Source organism: Streptomyces sp. NPDC090106 (assembly GCF_044747265.1).
Taxonomy (GTDB): Bacteria; Actinomycetota; Actinomycetes; order Streptomycetales; family Streptomycetaceae; genus Streptomyces.
In genome coordinates, this window is the sequence record NZ_JBIVDS010000002.1 from 492,045 (window position 1) to 509,857 (window position 17,813).

A 17,813-nucleotide genomic window follows, 5' to 3' on the forward strand; every position below is an offset into this window, starting at 1 on the left:
TTCGGCAACGGCGTCCCCGTGCGCACGTACAGCAGGAAGCGCTGAGACCGCCGCCGCCCTACCCTGAAGGCATGGACAGCGAAGCACACGCCTGTCCCGTCTGCGGACAGCCCGTCGAAACGGTCGTCCGGCGCCACAAGACGCTGGGCGCATGGGTGCCGCGCTGGGTCGCGGGACCCTGCACGAACCCCGAGTGCGCGACGTACACCGAGGAGGGCGCCGGACCCGGCGCCGGCCACGGCGCGGGAGCGCCCGCGGGCACGTCCGTGAGCGAGCAGCCGAGAAAATCCTGAACCCGTGTCGGGAATCCGTCGAGAACCCGGATCCGGCTCCGACGTTCCCCGTGAGAGCCGCCCGTGAGGGGCGGCCGGAGCCGAAGGAGCGGATCCATGAAGTACCTGGTGATGGTGCAGGGCAGCCAGGCCGACTACGAGGCCATGCAGGGCAAGCCCTCCGAGAGCTCCCCGGTGGCCTGGACCGAGCAGGACGTCCAGGCGATGTTCACCTTCATGGGCGCCCTCAACAACGATCTGGCCGAGTCCGGCGAGCTGATCGACGCCCAGGGCCTCGCCGAACCCGCCACGACCCGCCATGTCACCCTGGGTGACGACGGCAAGGCGGTGATCACCGACGGGCCGTACAGCGAGACCAAGGAGCTGCTCGCCGGGTACTGGGTGCTGGACTGCGCGAGCCTGGAGCGGGTCACCGAGATCGCCGAGCGCGTCCAGCGCTGCCCGCAGCCCGCGGGCGCGCCCCTGCACCCGGTGGTCATCCGGCCCATCCCGGACGGCGCGGCCGACACCTGCGCATGACCCGTACGACCCCGGCGACCGTCATCGAGGACCTGCTGCGCCTGCACGCGCCGCAGGTCCTCGGCGCGCTGGTGCGCCGCTACGGACACTTCGACACCGCCGAGGACGCCGTCCAGGAGGCGCTGCTCGCCGCGGCCGGGCAGTGGCCGTCGGCCGGGGTCCCGGACAACCCGCGCGGCTGGCTGATCCGGGTCGCCTCCCGGCGGCTCGTGGACGCGCTGCGGGCGGACGAGGCCCGGCGGGCCCGGGAGGAGCGGGCCACGGCGCTGGACCTGCCACTCGCCTCCGGAGCCGACCGGGCGCCCCGCGACGACGACACCCTCACCCTGCTCCTCCTGTGCTGCCACCCCGACCTGACCCCGTCCGCGCAGATCGCCCTGACCCTGCGCGCGGTCGGCGGTCTGACCACGGCCGAGATCGCCCGCGCCCATCTGGTCCCCGAGGCGACGATGGCGCAGCGCATCAGCCGAGCCAAGGCGAAGGTGCGCGGGGTGCGCTTCGGCCGCCCGGACGACTGGGGCGAACGGCTGCCGGCCGTCCTCCAGACCCTCTACCTGATCTTCAACGAGGGCTACACGGCCACCTCGGGCCCCGCCCTGCAGCGCCGTGAGCCGGCCACCGAGGCCATCCGCCTCACCCGCACCGTCCACCGCCTCCTCCCCGGCACCGGCGAGGTCACCGGACTGCTCGCCCTGATGCTCCTCACCGACGCGCGCCGCGAGGCCCGCACCAGCGGCCCGCACGGCGACCTCGTGCCCCTCGACGCACAGGACCGCGACCGCTGGGACAAGGCCGCGATCGAGGAGGGCGTCGCCCTGATCACCCAGGCGCTGCGGCACGGCCCGGCCGGCCCCTTCCAGCTCCGCGCCGCCATCGCCGCCGTCCACGACGAGGCACCCTCCGCCGAGGCCACCGACTGGCGGGAGATCCTCGGCCTCTACGACTTCCTGGTCCGCCTCGTCCCCGGCCCCGTCGAACGCCTCAACCGCACGGTCGCCCTCGCCATGGTCCACGGACCGGAGGCGGGCCTCGCCGAACTGGACGTGCTGGAAGGCGAGTTGGGCCACCGCCGGGACGCCGTCCGGGCACATCTGCTGGAGCGGGCCGGGGCGTACGACGAGGCCCGTGCCGCCTACGAGTCGGCGGCCTCGCGGACCCTGAGCCTGCCCGAGCAGCGGTATCTGCGCGGGCGGGCCGGGCGGCTGGGCCCGTAGCGTGGACGCATGACCGACCACATCCTGCATCTCACCGAGCGCGCCCACTGGGACGCGGCCCGCGCGAAGGGCCGCTACGAGATCTCCACCCGGGGCCGCACCCTCCAGGAGGAGGGCTTCATCCACTGCTCGACCCGCGCCCAACTCCCGGGCACGGCCTCGGCGTTCTTCGCCGGTCTCACCGACCTCGTGGTCCTCGTCATCGACCCGGCCCTGCTCGACGTACCCCTGAGGTACGAGGCGGCCCGGCCCGGTGGGGAGGAGTTCCCGCACGTGTACGGGCCGCTCCCGGTGACCGCCGTCGTGGACGTCGAACCCTGGGGCGCGGACACGCCCTAGGGCCGGGACAGGCCGCCTGTCTCCGGGTCCCGGCCGGTCAGGCAGTACACGCCGCCCGCCGGGTCCCGCAGCACCGTCCAGTGCGGGCCGGCGCTCAGGAACCCGGCGCCCAGCCGCTCGTGCCGGGCGCGGGTCGCCGCGATGTCGGCGCAGGCCAGGTCGAGATGGGCCGAGGCGGGGCGTTCCTCGCCGAGGCGCTGGAGGAGCACGCGCACCGGGAGACCGGCCGGGGGCCGCAGGACGTGGAACTCGGGAAGGGAACCTGGCAGGGAGTCCCAGTTGGTCAACAGAGCGCTCCAGAACGCCACTTCGGCCGTGAAGAGCGACGGGGGCAGGTCCAGGCACACCTGGTCCAGACGGCTCCCGTCGACCACCGGCGGCCGGTCCGCCTCACCCTGCCAGGGCACCACGCAGAACGACTGCCCGGCGGGGGAGCGCAGCACGGTCCATCCCTCGTGCGCGGCGGCCGTCGACGCGCCGAGCCGCAGCGCCGACCGCACGAACTCCGGTACGTCGTCCACGCAGAGGTCGAGATGCGCGCCCCCCGCGCCCTCCTCGACGCCCTGCACCTTCACGCACGCGTCGGCCCCCGCGGGGACCAGCGTCACGAACTCGCCTCGGGGCGCCGACAGCCGCGTGTCCGTGACCGCGGTCCAGAACGCGTGGGCCCGGTCGAGGAGTTCGGCGGGGCGGTCGACGAAGGCGTACGTCCAGCGGATGCTCATGCCCGGGATCGTAGATCAGCGGCCATGGGCCCAGGGGGCGGCCGTCAGGGCGCCTGCATGAACCGGAGCATGTTCCCCGCCGGGTCCCGGAACGCGCAGTCGCGCACCCCGTAGGGCATGTCCGTCGGCTCCTGGAGGACGTCCGCTCCGGACGCCAGGACGCGGGCGAAGAGGGCGTCGCAGTCGTCGGTGGTGAAGTTGACGCCGCGCAGCACGCCCTTGGCGAGGAGCCGCTCCATCGCCTCGCGGTCGGCGGGGGAGAGGTCGGGGTTGGCGGCGGGCGGCTCCAGGACGATCGACACGTCCGGCTGGAGCGGCGAGCCGACGGTCGTCCAGCGCATCCCCTCGTACTTGACGTCGTTGCGGACCTCCAGGCCCAGGACGTCGCAGTAGAAGGCGATCGCCTTGTCGTGGTCGTCGACGGCGATGAAACAGGTGTGGAGTCTCAGGTCCATGGGCCCAACCTAAGGTCGCGGCGGCCCGTGCGCCCGGCTCCGGCGCCTCACGCCCGTCTCGGCCGGGTGTACGTCCGCACCACGCAGGGCGGGATGCCGGCGGTCTCCTCGTGCGAGCGGGCCCGGTAGGAGCTGGGCGTCTCACCGACCAGCTCGGTGAAGCGCGAGCTGAAGGAGCCGAGGGACGTGCAGCCCACCGCCATGCAGACCTCGGTGACGCTGAGGTCGCCGCGGCGCAGCAGGGCCTTCGCGCGTTCGACGCGCCGGGTCATGAGATAGCCGTAGGGGGTCTCGCCGTACGCCTCGCGGAAGCTGCGCTGGAAGTGGCCCGGGGACATCAGGGCGGTGCGGGCGAGGGCGGCGACGTCGAGGGGCTCGGTGTACTCACGGTCCATCCGGTCGCGGGCCTTGCGCAGACGCACCAGATCCTCACGGTTCACGCCCCCAGGATCGCACGGCCGTACGACGACGGGGGACCCTCGCGGGGTCCCCCGTCGCACGCTCACCCCCGGCCGGTCACTCCCGGCCGGTCACTTCAGCCGGTCACTTCAGGTAGACGAGACCGTCGGTCGTGATGGTGGGGCGGCCACTGGTCGCGACGACCACGATCTTCACCGTGTGCTTGGCACTGCTCGACCAGGACTTCGTCCAGATCGCGTTGCGGTACTGCGTCGTGGACGACTTCAGGTCGACCGTGGCGACCTTCGCGCCGTCGACATAGACGTACGCCTGCCCCGAGGTCGAGGCCCGCGAGACCACCCAGGACGCGGAGCGCCCGGTGAACGTCCAGCTCAGCGAGGCGTTCTTCGTCTTGCTGGTGTAGGACTTGCCGCCCAGGTAGCTGGTGGACGACTTGCTCGTCCAGGTCCCGGACCTGGTGGCCGAGGTCTCCTGGAGGATCACCGGGGTGCCGGCCACCGACGTCGAGGCGGTGTTGCCTGCCTGGTCGTACGCCGTCATCTTCCAGGTCGTGGCGGTGCCCGAGGCGGCCGTGTGGCTCGCGCTGGTGGTGGTGGGGCCGTAGGTCCTGGCGACCGGCGCGGTCAGCCTGACCTCCTTGAGCGCGGTCGCGTCCGTCGCCTTCCACTTCAGCGTGAGCGGGACGGCCGTGGTGTTCACCGTGCCGGTGCGCAGCGCGAGGCTCGGCTTGGTGGAGAAGGTGGGCGCGGTGGTCTCCGCGATCACCGTGGCCGTCGCCGAGGTGACCGTCTTCCCGGACTGGTGCACGGCCCGGACGGCGACCTTGTGCGTGCCCACGGCCAGCGTGGCCTTCGCGGAGGCGGCGGTGCCGGTGGCGGTGGCGGCCACCCTGCCGTCGACCAGCACCTCGTACTTCGAGACGAACGCCGCCGGGCTGGTGATCGACCAGCCGAGGGTGACCGACGCCTTGGTGTACCGGGTCGAGCCGACGGTGTTCGTGCCGGTCACCGACTTCAGGGTGAGGCCGGTGACGGGGCCCGCGGCCCAGCCGCGGATGGTGGGCAGCTGGTCGTAGAGGGAGGTGCCGGGGCACTCGGTGTTGTAGCCGTCGCGGTGGCCGATGATCGTCGGGAAGGTCATCTGGGCGCCCAGGGCCCAGGTCTTGCCGGCGTAGTTGCCGCCCGCCGCGCCCGCGGTGAGCGTGGTCGTGCCGTTCGGGTCGACGCCGTACTGGCCGAGCTTCCACGCGGCGAGCCGGGCGACCGCGGCCGTGGCCTCGGAGGACGGGGCCGTGGTGCCGTAGTCACCGAGCACGGCGACGCCCGTGGTCTGGGTGTTGAAGCCGTACGTGTGCGCGCCCAGCACCGGCTGGTCGATGCCGCCCTTGCGGCCCTCGTAGATCGTGCCGCACTTGTCGACGAGGAAGTTGTAGCCGATGTCCTTCCAGCCCTGCGACTTCACGTGGTACGTGTACACGCCGCGGATGAGGGCCGGGGCGTCGGCGCACGTGTAGTCGTTGGAGTTGACGGTGTGGTGGACCGTCACCGCCTTGATCGTGCGGCTCGGCAGGTACTCCGGAGCCTCGGGGCTGATCGATTCGTCGGCGCCCCAGCCGGCCCGGTTCACGATCGGGGGCTGCGGGACGGACGAGGTCGGGCCGGGGGTCGTCGAGGGGGAGGCGGGCGCGGACGGCGTGTCCGAGGCGCTGCTCGTCGACGGCGAGGGCGTCGTGGTGGCCGTGTCGGAGGGGGAGGGCGAGGCGCTCTCGCTCGCGCTGACCGACGGCTCGGCGGTGCTCTCCTCGGCGGCGGGGGCGGACGCCGAGGGCGACTCGCCGTCCTCCACGGCGAACGCGGCCGGCTCCAGGTTGTTCACCGTTCCCGCGCCCGGGTCGATCATGTCGAGGCGCAGCCCCGCGGGGAGCCGGGCGGAGGACTTGCCGTCGACCTTGACCTCGACGCCGTCGGACGGGCCGACCCACGCGGGCTCGGTGCCGCCGCGTGTGGCGCCGCGGTCACCGGGTTCGTTGCCGGCCTCCAGGGTCAGCCACTTCGACCAGGCGCCGCTCGCGGCGTCCCGGGTCCGCGCCTCGATCGTGGCGCCCATCTTCGCGGAGGGGTCGGACCAGGTGAGGCCCAGCATGCTGAAGTCCGTGGTGTCGCGCTTGCCGAGCGCGGCCGACGTGCCGTCCGACGCGACGGTCAGCTTCGCCGTCCGCGTACTGCTCTCGACCGGCCCGGACTTGCCGTCGCTCGCCGAGGCGCCGTTCTCCGCCGGGCTTGTGCCCACACCCTGGACGACCAGCGTCCCGGTCACCGCCGCGACCGCGACCGCGGCCGTCCCCCACCAACGACGTCTCATCTCGACGCGCACACCCTTCTCTTCCCGCACGCTCCGCACGGGCATTCACAACGGACCTCACAGGCCCCACAGATGTGACGCCCAGGGAAAGGTATGCGCAAGGTAACTACCTGAAAGGCCGTCAATCCGCACAAGCGGGTCGTCGTGTCTTTCATGATTCAAGTGATCTGCGTCACGAGTGCCCCGTGAAGACGCGAAAAGGGTCCGACCGGCAGCACCGGTCGGACCCTTTGCGTGAACCTCGACTCGCCGAGTCAGGCCTTCTTGGTCTCCCAGAAGATCTTGTCGATCTGGGCGATGTGGTCGAGCGCCTTCTGGCCGGTGGCCGGGTCCGTGGACGCCTTGGCGGCCGACAGGGCCTTCAGGGTGTCGTTGACCAGGACGTGCAGCTCCGGGTACTTCTCGAAGTGCGGGGGCTTGAAGTAGTCGCTCCAGAGCACCGAGACGTGGTGCTTGGCCAGCTCGGCGCGCTGCTCCTTGATGACGGTGGCGCGCGCCTGGAAGTGCGGGTCGTCGTTGGCGGCCATCTTCTCCTGCACGGCCTTCACCGACTCCGCCTCGATGCGGGCCTGGGCCGGGTCGTACACGCCGCAGGGCAGGTCGCAGTGGGCGCTGACCTTGACCTTGGGGGCAAACAGGCGGGAAAGCATGGAGCATTCCTTCCTCGTGATCGTCTTCTCAGGTGGGACATTACTCCCTGCGAGACGGGTTTTCGCGGGTGCCCCCATGGGCTTAGGACAAAAGTCCGGGGTCAGACTGAGACTGGTGGAGGAACGGACCGGGGAGGTGCCGGGGATGCCGGAACTGTCGCAGGAGACCGAGCGTGGAGGGGCGGCCCCGCCGCTCGGATGGGTCGAGGTGACCGGGCCCTCCATGGTGCCCACGCTCTACCACGGGGACCAGCTCCTGGTGCGCTACACGGGCCGGGTCAGGGCCGGCGACATCATCGTGCTGCGCCACCCGCTCCAGCAGAACCTGCTCGTGGTCAAGCGGGCCGCCGAACGCCGTCAGGGCGGCTGGTGGGTGCTGGCCGACAACGCCTTCGGTGTGACCACCGACAGCAACGACTTCGGGGTCGTGCCGGACGAGCTGATCCTCGGCAAGGTGCGGTTCCGGTACCGGCCGCCGCAGCCCGGTCAGCGCTCGCCGCTGGCGCTGGCGCGCTGGCTGGTGTCGGCGGCCAGGCCCGTCTTCTCCGACCGGTCGGCCTCCAGGCGTTTGCGGGCCCGGTAGGCGGCCACGTTCGCGCGGGTGGCGCAGCGGTCGGAGCAGTAGCGCCGCGAGCGGTTGGTGGAGGTGTCCAGATAGGCGTTGCGGCACGGCGCCGCCTCGCACAGACCGAGCCGGTCCACGCCGTACTCCGTCAGATGGAACGCCAGCCCCATCGCCGCGATCGCCGCGTAGCCCGCGGTCGCGTTCGAGGGGTGGTCCGCGAGGTGCATGTGCCACAGCGGGCGTCCGTCGTCGTCCCGGAAGTCGTGCCCGGAGATCTGAGGGCTGACCGGGAACTCCAGCAGGAGCGAGTTCAGCAGGTTGACCGCCAGGGTCTCGTCGCCCCCGTCGGCGGCCTCGAAGACCGCGCGGAGCCGGGCGCGGACCGAGCGGAAACGGCTGACGTCGGCCTCGGTGGTGCGGCGGGCCGCGTCCTGGCTGGCGCCGAACAGATCGCGGACGGCCTCGACCGAGGTCAGCGAGTCCTTGCCCCGGGCCGGGTCCTCGGTGTTGACGAGACGCACGGCGTAATCCGAGTAATAGGCCAGTTCCACTTGTAGTCCTTACAGAGGCGTTCTATGGTCGTCGTGCGGACGGTCGGTAAGAGCTGATCGTGCTTCCAGGGTATTACGCAAGCTTCTGAGATGGGGGCTCCCATGACGACCCGTACCGAGACCGACTGGCAGGCCTGGCAGGAGAGCTGGGACCGCCAGCAGGAGTGGTACATGCCCGACCGGGAGGACCGCTTCCGGATCATGCTCGACATGGTCGAGGCCGTCGTCGGCCCCCGCCCGCGCGTGCTCGACCTCGCGTGCGGCACGGGAACCATCACCGCCCGGCTCCTCGCCCGCCTCCCCGAGGCGACCAGCACCGGTGTCGACCTCGACCCGGCCCTCCTCACCATCGCCGAGGGCACCTTCGCCGCCGACGACCGCGTCACCTTCGTCACCGCCGACCTCAAGGACCCCGACTGGGCCACGGCGCTGCCGTACGACTCCTACGACGCCGTCCTGACCGCCACGGCCCTGCACTGGTTGCACAGCGAACCCCTGGCGGCCCTCTACGGTCAAGTCGCGGAACTCGTCCGCGACGGCGGTGTCCTCATGAACGCGGACCACATGATCGACGAGACCACGCCCCGGATCAACGCGGCCGAGCGCGCCCAGCGCCACGCCCGGATGGACCAGGCCAAGCGCGAGGGCGCCCTCGACTGGGCCGAGTGGTGGCAGGTCGCCGCCCAGGACCCCGTCCTCGCCGCCCCCACCGCCCGCCGCTTCGAGATCTACGGCGAGCACGCCGACGGCGACGTGCCCTCCGCCGCCTGGCACGCGCGCGTGCTGCGCGAGAAGGGGTTCTCGGAGGCCCGGCCGGTGTGGGCCTCGCCGTCGGACACGCTGCTGCTGGCCGTGAAGTAGCCGCGGACACCCGGAACGCGGAGGGGCGGTACGGGAATCCCGTACCGCCCCTCCGCGTGTGCGCGTCGCGCTACAGCACCTTCGACAGGAAGGCCTGGGTGCGCTCGTGCTGTGGGTTCGTCAGGACGTCCCGCGGGTTGCCGGACTCGACGACCACACCGCCGTCCATGAAGACCAGGCTGTCGCCGACCTCGCGGGCGAAGCCCATCTCATGGGTGACGACGACCATCGTCATACCGGACTCGGCGAGGTCGCGCATGACGTCGAGGACGTCACCGACCAGCTCCGGGTCGAGCGCCGAGGTCGGCTCGTCGAACAGCATCAGCTTCGGGTCCATGGCCAGGGCCCGGGCGATGGCGACCCGCTGCTGCTGGCCGCCGGAGAGCTGCGAGGGGTAGTTGCCGGCCTTGTCGGCCAGCCCCACCCGCTCCAGCAGGGCCTGCGCCCGCTCCCGGGCCTGGGCCTTGTTCTGGCCCTTGACCTGGACCGGGGCCTCCATGACGTTCTCGAGGGCCGTCATGTGCGGGAACAGGTTGAACCGCTGGAACACCATGCCGATGTCCCGGCGCTTCAGCGCGACCTCGCTGTCCTTGAGCTCGTACAGCTTGTCGCCCTTCTGGCGGTAGCCGACCAGCTCGCCGTCGACGTACAGCCGTCCGGCGTTGATCTTCTCCAGGTGGTTGATGCACCTGAGGAAGGTCGACTTGCCGGAGCCGGAGGGGCCGATCAGGCAGAACACCTCACCGGACTGGACCTCCAGGTCGATGCCCTTGAGCACCTCGACCGGGCCGAAGGACTTGTGGACGCCCTCCGCCTTCACCATGGCGGTCATGCGGCACCTCCCGCCGGCTTGCGGTTCGACAGGGACAGCAGGTTCGCCCTGATCTTCTGCAGCGGCGTCGCCGGCAGGCTGCGGCTGGAACCGCGCGCGTAGTAACGCTCCAGGTAGTACTGGCCGACGCTGAAGACCGACGTCAGGACCAGGTACCAGGCCGCGGCGAGGAAGAGCATCTCGGCCGGGGCGCCGGACGTCTGCCCGATGTCCTGGGCGACGCGCAGCAGCTCCGAGTACTGGACGACCGAGACCAGCGAGGTCGTCTTCAGCATGTTGATGACCTCGTTGCCCGTCGGCGGCACGATCACGCGCATCGCCTGCGGGATCACGATCCGGCGGAGCGTCTTGGCGTGGCTCATGCCCAGCGCGTGGGACGCCTCGGTCTGCCCCTCGTCGACGGCCAGCAGACCGGCGCGGCAGATCTCGGCCATGTACGCGGCCTCGTTGAGCCCGAGGCCGAGCAGCGCCGTCAGGAACGGGGTCATGAACTGCGACCACTCGTCCTTGTAGATCGGCCCGAGGTTGATGTACTCGAAGACCAGGCCCAGGTTGAACCAGACGATCAGCTGGACCAGGACCGGGGTGCCGCGGAAGAACCAGATGTAGAACCAGGCGATCGACGAGGTCACCGGGTTCCGCGACAGCCGCATCACCGCGAGCAGGATGCCGCCGACGATGCCGATCGCCATGCACAGCACGGTCAGCAGCAGGGTCTTGCCCACGCCGCTGAGGATGCGGTCGTTGAAGAAGTAGTCGGGGATCGCGCCCCAGTTGATCCTGCCCTGGGAGAACGCGTAGACGATGCCGCCCAGCACGGCGAGGGCCACCACGGCGGAGACGTACCGCCCGTAGTGACGGACCGGGATGGCCTTGATGGCCTCCGGGCCGGCCGGCGGGGTGTCCGCCGGCCCGTCCGTCTTCTTGATGTCAGTCACGGGTGTTGCCTTTCAGGCCGGTCGACCCGCCGTCACTTGCCGCCGTTGACGGAGGCTTCCGTCACGGCACCGGCGGTGACGCCCCACTTGGTGAGGACCTTGTCGTACTCGCCGCTCTTGATGACGGCGTCGAGCGCCGCCTGGAGGGCGTCGCGCAGCTCGGTGTTGCCCTTGGCGACCGCGATGCCGTACGGGGCGGCCTCGACCTGCTCGCCGACGAGCTGGAAGTCGTTGCCGCCGCCGGAGGTCTTCACCGCGTACGCGGCGACCGGGAAGTCGGAGGAACCGGCGTCCGCGCCGCCCGCGCGCAGGCGGGTCTGGGCCTGCTGGTCGTTGTCGAACGACTCGATGGAGATCGTCTTGCCGCCGGAACACTTCTTCGACTCGGACTTGGCGAGGTCCTCGGAGACCGTGCCGCGCTGCACCACGATCTTCTTGCCGCAGAGGTCCGACCAGGTCTTGATGTCGGTGTTCTTGCCCTTCTGCGTGTAGATCGAGACACCGGCGGTGAAGTAGTCGACGAAGTCGACGCCCTCGCCGACCTTCTTGCCGGTGTCGGAGTCGACGCCGTCCTGGCGGTCCTTGGTGTCCGTCATCGCCGACATGGCGATGTCGTAGCGCTTGGAGCGCAGACCGGTGAGGAGGGTGTCGAAGGTGCCGTTCTCGAACTCGAACGTCACGCCGAGCTGCTTGCCCATGGCGGCGGCGAGGTCGGGGTCGATGCCGACCGTCTTGCCGGAGCTGTCCTTGAACTCGACCGGCGCGTAGGCGATGTCCGAACCGACCTTGATGACGCCCTTGTCGCGGATCTCCTTGGGCAGCTTGTCCGCGAGCGGAGCCGAGGACGCCGACGACGACTCGGAGCTGTCCGAGCCGCTGTCCTTGGTCTGGTCACCGCAACCGGTGAGAATCAGGGCGCCTGCGACCGCGATCGAGCCGACCGCTGCGAGCCGGGTACGGGCGGCGGTGGTACGACGGGTGGAGCTTGCGGTCATTTTGGGTTCCTCCGGCGGATGAGTGGAGATGCCGATGGGGCCGGCGCCCGTCGGCGCGTGGCCGTCAGGTGCCTTGTATTCCTAGGTCGACGAGAGCACACGCCTTCGAGTGCCGCGACCTCGTGTGATTACGGCATCTTGCCATTCGGACCGATCCAATCAGGGGGCCAGCCATGTCAAAATCGGATAACGGGTGACCCCCGAACCGCATCAGGACGGACATCGGGGCCGGACCTCTTGCGGGAAACCCGTACCCCGGCCGGAGGATCTTCGGCCCATCCGGAGCTGTGGCCGACGGTCTGCCCGGCTCATCAGCCACTCCGTCCCATGTCAAGGGCGCGTCGAGGACGAGTCTGCATATTTGTTCATGATTCATGTCACCGATATGTGATCTGCGGTGTTCGTCATGTGACCTTGCGCCTAGAGGACTCGTCGCAGGTGCCGTCCGTCCGGTAAGAAGGTTCTTTACACCCCTCATCCGGGGCTCAGGGCGCATGTGCGGTGCGCCCGTCGCGTACGGCCCGTACGCATCACCTGACAGGGCTGTAAGCGGTGCCCGCCCACTCCTCAACCAGGAGTGGCCACCCTCAAATCATGAATACCTAAGGGGTAGAACAAGTGGCAGCGGAGATCGTCAATCCTCGCAGCGACGCCGATTCGGGCCAGGAAGGCGGGGCCGAGCCCCTCGATTCCTTCGACCCGGCGTTCGCGCTGCATCGCGGCGGCAAGATGGCAGTGCAGGCCACCGTGCCGATCCGCGACAAGGACGACCTGTCCCTCGCGTACACGCCCGGCGTGGCGAAGGTGTGCAGCGCCATCGCCGAGCAGCCCGAGCTCGTCCACGACTACACATGGAAGTCGTCCGTCGTCGCCGTCGTGACCGACGGCACGGCCGTGCTGGGGCTCGGTGACATCGGACCCGAGGCCTCTCTTCCGGTCATGGAAGGCAAGGCCATCCTCTTCAAGCAGTTCGGCGGCGTCGACGCGGTGCCGATCGCGCTGGCCTGCACGGACGTCGACGAGATCGTCGAGACCGTGGTCCGGCTCGCCCCGTCCTTCGGCGGGGTCAACCTGGAGGACATCTCGGCGCCCCGGTGCTTCGAGATCGAGAAGCGCCTCCAGGAGCGCCTCGACATCCCGATCTTCCACGACGACCAGCACGGCACCGCCGTCGTGACCCTGGCCGCGCTGCGCAACGCCGCGCGGCTGACCGGGCGCGCGGTCGGTGAGCTCCGTGCGGTCATCTCGGGCGCCGGCGCGGCCGGTGTGGCCATCGCGAAGATCCTCGTCGACGCCGGGATCGGGGACGTCGCCGTCGCCGACCGCAAGGGCGTGGTGTCGGCCGACCGGGACGACCTCACCCCGGTCAAGCGGGACCTCGCCGGCTTCACCAACAAGGCCGGTCTGAGCGGTTCGCTGGAGGACGCGCTCGCGGGCGCCGACGTGTTCATCGGCGTCTCCGGCGGCACGGTCGCGGAGGAGGCGGTGGCGTCGATGGCGAAGGGCGCGTTCGTCTTCGCCATGGCCAACCCGAACCCCGAGGTGCACCCGGACGTCGCGCACCAGTACGCGGCGGTCGTGGCGACGGGGCGCTCGGACTTCCCGAACCAGATCAACAACGTCCTCGCGTTCCCCGGCATCTTCGCCGGCGCGCTCCAGGTGCGGGCCTCCCGTATCACCGAGGGGATGAAGATCGCTGCGGCGGAGGCGCTGGCGGCGGTCGTCGGTGACGACCTCGCGGCGGACTACGTGATCCCGTCGCCGTTCGACGAGCGGGTGGCCCCCGCGGTGACCGCCGCGGTCGCCGCCGCCGCCCGGGCGGAGGGCGTGGCCCGGCGCTGAGCCGAACCCGACCGAGGGTGGCCCCGTCCGGGATCCGGGCGGGGCCGCCTTTTTGGCGGGGCGGGGTGGGCTGTACGGGTGTTCCGCTCGCCCCCGCCGCCCCTTCCCGCCCCCGCCGCCCCTTCCCGTGTCCAGGGGCTGCGCCCCCGGACCCCCGGCGGGGGCGGTCTGGCAAGAGGGTGTGTGTCACACGGTCCCCTGGTTCCCCCGTGCCGTCGTGGAACCTATCGTCAAGGTCATGTTCGCTGCCTACGCCGCACGTATCGACCGGGACCAGCCGCTGAACGGACTCGAGCTGGGGGAGCGTCCGGCCCCCGAGGCCCGTTCGGGGTGGAGTGTGATCGACGTCAGGGCCGCCTCGCTCAATCACCATGACCTGTGGTCCCTCAAGGGGGTCGGGATCACCGACGAGCTGCTGCCGATGATCCTCGGCTGCGACGCCGCCGGGGTCGACGAGGACGGCAACGAGGTCGTCCTGCACTCGGTGATCGGGCAGAGCGGCCACGGCGTCGGGCCCAGGGAGCCCCGCTCCATCCTCACCGAGCGCTACCAGGGCACTTTCGCCGAGCGCGTCACCGTGCCCACCTGGAACGTGCTGCCCAAGCCGAAGGAGCTCTCCTTCGCCGAGGCCGCCTGCCTCCCCACGGCCTGGCTGACCGCCTACCGGATGCTCTTCACCAACGCCGGTGTCCGCCCCGGTGACTCCGTCCTCGTCCAGGGCGCGGGCGGCGGTGTCGCCACGGCCGCGATCGTCCTCGGCAAGGCCGCCGGGCTGCGCGTCTTCGCGACCAGCCGGGACGAGGCGAAGCGGAAGCGGGCGATCGAGCTCGGCGCCGTGGACGCCGTGGAGCCGGGTGCCCGGCTGCCGCAGCGTGTGGACGCCGTCATCGAGACCGTGGGAGCCGCCACCTGGTCCCACTCCGTCAAGTCTCTCAAGCCCGGCGGCACCCTCGTCATCTCCGGAGCCACCAGCGGTGACCGGCCCTCGCACGCCGAGCTGACCCGGATCTTCTTCCTGGAGCTGAAGGTCGTCGGCTCGACGATGGGCACCAAGGACGAGCTGGAGGACCTGCTGGCCTTCTGCGCCGCCACCGGGGTGCGCCCGGTGATCGACGAGGTCCTCCCGCTGGACCGCGCCCGCGAGGGCTTCGAGCGGCTGGCGTCCGGCGACCTCTTCGGCAAGATCGTGCTCACCCCCTCCTGAGGTACGGCCGAGGCGGGTCCGGGGCTCCGGGCCCGCCTTTCTCGCGCCGCGTGTGTCAACTTTGGTTGACATGCCGTGCGTGTCAACGTAAGTTGACGACATGACCGAAGCAACGGACCTCGCCGAGCGCGCGGGCGACCGCGATCCACGGGTCGGCCTGCGAGCCGTCGCCGCGCTGCGCCGGCTCCTCGAACAACTGGAGTCGGTGCAGGTGCGCAGCGCGCGCAACCAGGGCTGGTCGTGGCAGGAGATCGCCGCCGAACTCGGCGTGAGCAGGCAGGCCGTGCACAAGAAGTACGGGAGGCATTGATGTTCGAACGGTTCACCGAAAACGCCCGCGCCGTCGTGCAGTCGGCGGTGGAACAGGCCGAACGGACGGGTGCGGCCACCGTCGACGCCGAGCATCTCCTGCTCGCGCTCCTCGACCGCGAGGCGAGCCGCGCGTCCTTCGCGCTGGCCGCGCTGGGTGTCGCGGACGAACGCAAGCAGTCGGTACGGGCGTCCCTGGCCGAGTCCCGGCGCCGCGGGGGACTCTCCCAGGCCGAGTCCGACGCCCTCGCCGGACTCGGCATCGACGTCGCGCGGATCGTCGCCCGCGTCGAGGACGTGCACGGCGTCGGCGCGATGTCCGGCGACCGCGGGACCGGACGCGGCCTGTTCGGACGCCGCCCCTTCAGCCGGGGCGCCAAAGACGTCCTGCAACGCGCGCTGCGCACCGCCGTCGCCCGCCGCGACCGTCATGTCGGGGACGAGCATCTGCTCCTCGCCCTCACGACCCGCCCCGGCGTACCGGGCGAGATCCTCGCCGACCACGGGGTCACCCATGAGTCGCTGATCCGCGTCCTTTACGGCGACGGGGAGGCGAAGGCGGGCTGACGGGCGGCGGGCCCTCTTCGGCTCCGAGAGCGCTCAGGAGCACTCAGGAGGACTCGGGGGGAGCGGGGGAACCCGGGTGACTCGGGGGGACCCGGGGGACCCGAGGGCTCAGTCCTTCGGCGTCCGCAGCAGTGCTCCTATCCTGGCCGCCGCCGTCGACAGGTGCTGCCGGGCGTCCCGGTACTGGTCGGGGGTGACCCCGTGGTCGCGGGCGGCGTCGCGGATGTCGTCACGGAAGCGGTCCAGGAGCCGGTCGAGGTCGCGGGCCGGTTCGCCGGTCCCCTCCTCATGCGCCCAGGCCGGTTCGTAGTCGGCGGGGAAGTCGTCCGGGGTGTGGGTGTACTCCGGCGCGGGCCGCGGACCACGGGCGCCGCCGTGTCCGAAGCCGAAGTCCTTGCCGAACTCCCTGCCGTAGTCCCGCCCGAACTCGCCGAACTCCTTCGCCAGTTCGGTCAGACCCTCGCGCACCCCCGTCGGCCAGTCGCCGCGCGTGAAGTGGTCCTGGACCTGCTCCTGGACGCGCCGGGCGATACGCTGCACCTCCTCCTGCGCCTGCTGCCTGGCCCGCTCCTGCGCCTCCTTGGCCTGGCGCCGGGCCCGCTGGGCCTCCTCGCGGGCCCGGCGGCTCTCGTCCTTGGCGCGTCGGGCCTGCTCCTTCCACTCCTGCTTGACGCGGCGCATCTCCTCCTTGGCGGCGCGCCACGCCTCGCTGTCCGTGTACTCGCCCGCGGCGCCCTCCGTGCCGCTCCCGCTCCCGCTGTCGCGCCGCGCCTCGGAGGCCGCCGCGCGCATCTCGCGGCGCAGATCGCCGGCCGCGCCGCGCACGTCGGCCCTTATCTCGGCGGCGAGTTCCGCGACCGACTCCCTGATCTCCAGCTCCAGGTCGGCCAGTTCACCGCTGCGGTCGGAGAGCTCGGCGCGGCCCGCGTCCGTGATGGCGTACACCTTGCGGCCGCCCTCGGTGGTGTGGGTGACCAGGCCCTCGGCCTCCAGCTTGGCGAGGCGGGGGTAGACGGTGCCCGCAGAGGGCGCGTACAGCCCCTGGAAGCGCTCCTCAAGCAGCCGGATCACCTCGTAGCCGTGGCGCGGGGCCTCGTCGAGGAGCTTCAGCAGATAGAGACGCAGGCGGCCATGGGCGAAGACGGGGGGCATGTCAGAGCACCTTCTTGTCGGTCGGGCCGTCGGCAGGGGAATTGTCCCCCGGGGCGCTGTGCGTCTCGTCCCCGTCCGTGCTCTCGTCCTCGCGGGGCGGCCGGTGCAGCAGGGCGATGGAGCCGGAGACGGTCGTCGCCCTGAGCTTGCCGGTGCCCGCGCCGAGCCGGCCGGTGACCTTGTGGGCGCCCCACTGGCCGTGGACGCGCAGCCCGTCGAAGGCGTTGGAGATGGTGCCGCTCGCGGTGTTGGCCTCGACCTCGGCGTCGGCGGGCTGGGGGAGCCGGATCGCGATCTCGCCCGAGACGCTCGTCAGCCGGATGTCGGTGGGGCCGCCCGGATCGAGGTCGACGATCATCGAGCCGCTGACCGAGTCGGCCCGCACGGCGGAGCCCGACCCCTCGACGACCGTGAGATCGCCGGAGACGGAGTTGAAGCGGAGGTCGCCGGTGACGGCCTGGGCCTCCAGGTTCCCGGAGACCGTGTCCGCCCGGACCGCTCCGGAGAGGCCGACCAGGGTCGTGTCACCGGTGACGCCCTTGACCACCGAGGGACCGCGCATCCCGGAGACGACGGCCGCCGCGCCCACCACGCCGACCTCGACCCGGGTGTCCGCCGGGACGGCCAGGGAGACGACGGCGCTGCGCTGCCAGCCCTTGCGGTCGAGCCACTTCAGGAAGCCCTTCCAGGGGAGGTCCTCGTAGGCGACGGTCAGGGTGCCGCCTTCCTGTGTCACCACCAGGGGAGGGCCCTCCAGCTCGGACACTTCCAGGCGGGCGGAACCTTCGTCGGTGCCCACGACGTTCACCGTTCCATTGACGATGCGTACATGCAGCGAGCTCACCGGCTCGTCGAACGTGAGCTTGCCCGGCTCCGAGACGGACCACTCGGACATGACCTGACCTCCCCGTGACACCGCGACCGACAACACGCCATATCGCGTCTTCTTCTACTCACGATATATCGCGGCCATGGAAAGTCAAGACACCCGTTCTGGCGACGGCGCCCGCCCCCGAAGTGA

General features: G+C 71.1%; 21 protein-coding genes. 10 read left to right on the plus strand and 11 right to left on the minus strand.

From position 1 onward, the window contains the following. Positions 1–71 precede the first annotated feature (71 nt). From ACIPSE_RS07755 to ACIPSE_RS07770, 4 genes are all read left to right on the plus strand, one after another. The gene (locus ACIPSE_RS07755) at positions 72–293 is read left to right on the plus strand and encodes a hypothetical protein (RefSeq protein ID WP_401658616.1); all 222 of its coding nucleotides are present in this window, start codon (positions 72–74) and stop codon (positions 291–293) included. Between the two features lie 96 nt (positions 294–389). Further along, positions 390–812 (plus strand): YciI family protein, encoded by a 423-nt coding sequence (locus ACIPSE_RS07760; RefSeq protein ID WP_401658619.1) that lies wholly within the window; start codon positions 390–392, stop codon positions 810–812. Continuing rightward, positions 809–2,026 (plus strand): RNA polymerase sigma factor, encoded by a 1,218-nt coding sequence (locus tag ACIPSE_RS07765; RefSeq protein WP_401658622.1) that lies wholly within the window; start codon positions 809–811, stop codon positions 2,024–2,026. Before ACIPSE_RS07760 ends, ACIPSE_RS07765 begins: the two co-directional genes overlap by 4 nt. A 9-nt stretch (positions 2,027–2,035) precedes the next feature. Continuing rightward, positions 2,036–2,365 carry a DUF952 domain-containing protein gene (locus ACIPSE_RS07770; RefSeq protein WP_401658625.1) on the plus strand — a complete coding sequence of 110 codons (330 nt, stop codon included), beginning with the start codon at positions 2,036–2,038 and terminating at the stop codon, positions 2,363–2,365. Here the strand turns inward: ACIPSE_RS07770 and ACIPSE_RS07775 are convergent. The 5 genes from ACIPSE_RS07775 to sodN all read right to left on the minus strand — a co-directional run bounded on the left by ACIPSE_RS07775 (position 2,362) and on the right by sodN (position 6,976). Then, positions 2,362–3,090: a VOC family protein gene (locus ACIPSE_RS07775; protein WP_401658628.1), complete on the minus strand. Its 729-nt coding sequence runs from the start codon at positions 3,088–3,090 to the stop codon at positions 2,362–2,364. The genes ACIPSE_RS07770 and ACIPSE_RS07775 overlap by 4 nt on opposite strands. A 44-nt stretch (positions 3,091–3,134) precedes the next feature. After that, a complete protein-coding gene (locus ACIPSE_RS07780) occupies positions 3,135–3,545 on the minus strand; it encodes a VOC family protein (RefSeq protein ID WP_401658630.1) in 411 nt (136 codons plus the stop codon). Between the two features lie 47 nt (positions 3,546–3,592). Beyond that, on the minus strand, positions 3,593–3,985 hold the full coding sequence (locus ACIPSE_RS07785; protein ID WP_401658632.1) for a helix-turn-helix transcriptional regulator: 393 nt from the start codon (positions 3,983–3,985) through the stop codon (positions 3,593–3,595). Between the two features lie 103 nt (positions 3,986–4,088). Next, positions 4,089–6,326, minus strand: a complete 2,238-nt coding sequence (locus ACIPSE_RS07790) for a peptidoglycan recognition protein (protein ID WP_401658635.1) — start codon at positions 6,324–6,326, stop codon at positions 4,089–4,091. Positions 6,327–6,580: 254 nt separating this feature from the next. Further along, positions 6,581–6,976, minus strand: coding sequence for a superoxide dismutase, Ni (sodN, locus tag ACIPSE_RS07795; protein WP_401658638.1), 396 nt, complete (start codon positions 6,974–6,976; stop codon positions 6,581–6,583). Positions 6,977–7,121: 145 nt separating this feature from the next. Here sodN and sodX point away from each other — a divergent pair, with 145 nt between their 5' ends. Further along, the gene (gene sodX, locus ACIPSE_RS07800; RefSeq protein ID WP_401659751.1) at positions 7,122–7,559 is read left to right on the plus strand and encodes a nickel-type superoxide dismutase maturation protease; all 438 of its coding nucleotides are present in this window, start codon (positions 7,122–7,124) and stop codon (positions 7,557–7,559) included. On the opposite strand, the gene ACIPSE_RS07805 is transcribed toward sodX, so the two are convergent. Next, positions 7,463–8,092, minus strand: coding sequence for a CGNR zinc finger domain-containing protein (locus tag ACIPSE_RS07805; RefSeq protein ID WP_401658640.1), 630 nt, complete (start codon positions 8,090–8,092; stop codon positions 7,463–7,465). The two genes, sodX and ACIPSE_RS07805, sit on opposite strands and share 97 nt — an antisense overlap. A 102-nt stretch (positions 8,093–8,194) precedes the next feature. Between ACIPSE_RS07805 and ACIPSE_RS07810 the strand changes: the two genes are divergently transcribed. Continuing rightward, complete coding sequence (locus ACIPSE_RS07810; protein ID WP_401658643.1) at positions 8,195–8,953, plus strand: class I SAM-dependent methyltransferase; 759 nt, start codon at positions 8,195–8,197, stop codon at positions 8,951–8,953. Positions 8,954–9,023: 70 nt separating this feature from the next. Here the strand turns inward: ACIPSE_RS07810 and ACIPSE_RS07815 are convergent, their stop codons facing one another. Genes ACIPSE_RS07815 through ACIPSE_RS07825 form a run of 3 tightly spaced genes read right to left on the minus strand, consistent with a single transcriptional unit; the run spans position 9,024 to position 11,718 of the window. Further along, complete coding sequence (locus tag ACIPSE_RS07815) at positions 9,024–9,785, minus strand: amino acid ABC transporter ATP-binding protein (RefSeq protein WP_401658646.1); 762 nt, start codon at positions 9,783–9,785, stop codon at positions 9,024–9,026. Then, the gene (locus tag ACIPSE_RS07820; protein ID WP_401658649.1) at positions 9,782–10,723 is read right to left on the minus strand and encodes an amino acid ABC transporter permease; all 942 of its coding nucleotides are present in this window, start codon (positions 10,721–10,723) and stop codon (positions 9,782–9,784) included. Before ACIPSE_RS07820 ends, ACIPSE_RS07815 begins: the two co-directional genes overlap by 4 nt. Before the next feature lie 32 nt (positions 10,724–10,755). Beyond that, the gene (locus ACIPSE_RS07825) at positions 10,756–11,718 is read right to left on the minus strand and encodes an ABC transporter substrate-binding protein (protein ID WP_401658652.1); all 963 of its coding nucleotides are present in this window, start codon (positions 11,716–11,718) and stop codon (positions 10,756–10,758) included. Between the two features lie 618 nt (positions 11,719–12,336). Here ACIPSE_RS07825 and ACIPSE_RS07830 point away from each other — a divergent pair. The 4 genes from ACIPSE_RS07830 (at position 12,337) to ACIPSE_RS07845 (ending at position 15,640) form a co-directional block, all read left to right on the plus strand. Further along, complete coding sequence (locus ACIPSE_RS07830; RefSeq protein WP_401658655.1) at positions 12,337–13,560, plus strand: NADP-dependent malic enzyme; 1,224 nt, start codon at positions 12,337–12,339, stop codon at positions 13,558–13,560. 238 nt (positions 13,561–13,798) lie between these two features. Continuing rightward, the gene (locus ACIPSE_RS07835; RefSeq protein ID WP_401658658.1) at positions 13,799–14,764 is read left to right on the plus strand and encodes a zinc-binding dehydrogenase; all 966 of its coding nucleotides are present in this window, start codon (positions 13,799–13,801) and stop codon (positions 14,762–14,764) included. A gap of 100 nt (positions 14,765–14,864) precedes the next feature. After that, positions 14,865–15,074 (plus strand): helix-turn-helix domain-containing protein, encoded by a 210-nt coding sequence (locus ACIPSE_RS07840; protein WP_007384656.1) that lies wholly within the window; start codon positions 14,865–14,867, stop codon positions 15,072–15,074. Further along, the gene (locus ACIPSE_RS07845; RefSeq protein WP_401658662.1) at positions 15,074–15,640 is read left to right on the plus strand and encodes a Clp protease N-terminal domain-containing protein; all 567 of its coding nucleotides are present in this window, start codon (positions 15,074–15,076) and stop codon (positions 15,638–15,640) included. Before ACIPSE_RS07840 ends, ACIPSE_RS07845 begins: the two co-directional genes overlap by 1 nt. A gap of 108 nt (positions 15,641–15,748) precedes the next feature. Here the strand turns inward: ACIPSE_RS07845 and ACIPSE_RS07850 are convergent, their stop codons facing one another. Further along, positions 15,749–16,792 (minus strand): helix-turn-helix transcriptional regulator, encoded by a 1,044-nt coding sequence (locus ACIPSE_RS07850; RefSeq protein WP_401658665.1) that lies wholly within the window; start codon positions 16,790–16,792, stop codon positions 15,749–15,751. A 1-nt stretch (position 16,793) separates the two neighbouring features. After that, on the minus strand, positions 16,794–17,687 hold the full coding sequence (locus ACIPSE_RS07855; protein WP_401658668.1) for a DUF4097 family beta strand repeat-containing protein: 894 nt from the start codon (positions 17,685–17,687) through the stop codon (positions 16,794–16,796). Positions 17,688–17,813: the final 126 nt, after the last annotated feature.